The 1,393-nt window shown below is 71.9% G+C and carries 1 protein-coding gene; it reads left to right on the top strand.

Features of this window, described 5'->3' with window-relative positions; genetic code table 11:
- Positions 1-37 precede the first annotated feature (37 nt).
- On the top strand, positions 38-1,393 hold a 1,356-nt coding region (locus tag GUY61_RS38315), incomplete at its 3' end, for an MFS transporter (protein WP_208106987.1).

Genomic DNA, 1,393 nt, shown 5'->3' with positions numbered 1-1,393 from the left:
CCCCCGTGACCGTCCCACCGCCCGTCCAGGAGACCTCATGAGAGTCCGAACCACCGGCGAGGCCGACGTGGACATACGCCTGGGGCTGCGGGCCAATCTCGCCCAGTTCAGCCTGCTCGTCCTCGTCAACGCGCTGGTCGGCGGCATGCTGGGCCAGGAGCGCACGGTCCTGCCGCTGCTCGCCGACGACGTCTTCCACCTGTCGGCCTACACCTCCGCGCTGACGTACATCCTGGCGTTCGGCGCGACCAAGGCCGTCACCAACTTCTTCGCGGGCACGTGGTCGGACCGCTTCGGACGCAAACCCGTACTGATCAGCGGATGGCTCGTCGCGCTGCCGGTGCCCGCGATGCTCGCCTGGGGGCCGTCCTGGGGCTGGATCGTCGCAGCCAACGTCCTGCTCGGCGTCAACCAGGGCCTGACCTGGTCCACGACCGTGGTGATGAAGATCGACCTGGTCGGACCGGAGCGCCGCGGCCTGGCCATGGGCTTCAACGAAGCCGCCGGCTATGTCGCCGTCGCCGCCACCGCGATGGCCACCGGGGTCATCGCCGAACACGCCGGGCTGCGCCCGGAGCCGTTCCTTCTCGGCGCCGCCTACCTCGTCCTCGCCCTGGGGCTGTCCGTCTTCGCCGTGCGCGAGACGCGCGGGCACGCGCGTCTCGAAGCCGCCAGACACCACACGCCCGAGGGCAGCGCCCACCACGGCGAGCTGACCACCCGGCAGGTCGCCCGGATCACCAGCCTGAGCGACCGGGCGCTCTCGGCGGCCAGCCAGGCGGGGATGGTCAACAATCTCAACGACGCGCTGGCCTGGGGTGTCTTTCCGCTGCTCTTCGCCGCGCAAGGGCTGTCCGTGGGGCAGATCGGGGCGCTGGCCGCCCTCTATCCGGCCGTGTGGGGAGCGGGCCAGATGCTCACCGGCTGGTGGTCCGACCATATCGGCCGCAAGCACCTCATCACCGCGGGCATGCTGCTCCAGGCGGCGGCCATCGCCGTGGTCGCGTCGGGTTCCACGTTCGGTGTCTGGGCCGCTGCCCAGGTCGTCCTCGGCATCGGCACCGCCATGGTCTACCCGACCCTGCTCGCCGTCGTCGGCGACGTCGCCCATCCCGCCTGGCGCGCCCGCGCCGTCGGCGTCTACCGCCTGTGGCGCGACGGCGGTTTCGCCGTCGGCGCCCTCCTCGCCGGAATACTCGCCGACGTCTTCGGCCTGACCACCGCGATCTGGGCGGTCGCCGCGCTCACTGCCGCCTCCGGCGCGCTCGTGGTCGTCGCCCTCGTCACGCAGGGGGTGTTCACCGCCCTCATGGTGCTGGTCGTCGTCCTCGGCGTGCAGCAGCTGGAGGGCCACGTCCTCCAGCCCTTCATCCTGGGGCGGGCCGTGCGCGTC

Source organism: Streptomyces sp. GC420 (genome assembly GCF_009916105.1).
In the GTDB taxonomy this organism is placed as follows: Bacteria; Actinomycetota; Actinomycetes; order Streptomycetales; family Streptomycetaceae; genus Streptomyces.
This window is presented reverse-complemented; position numbering and strand designations above follow the sequence as displayed.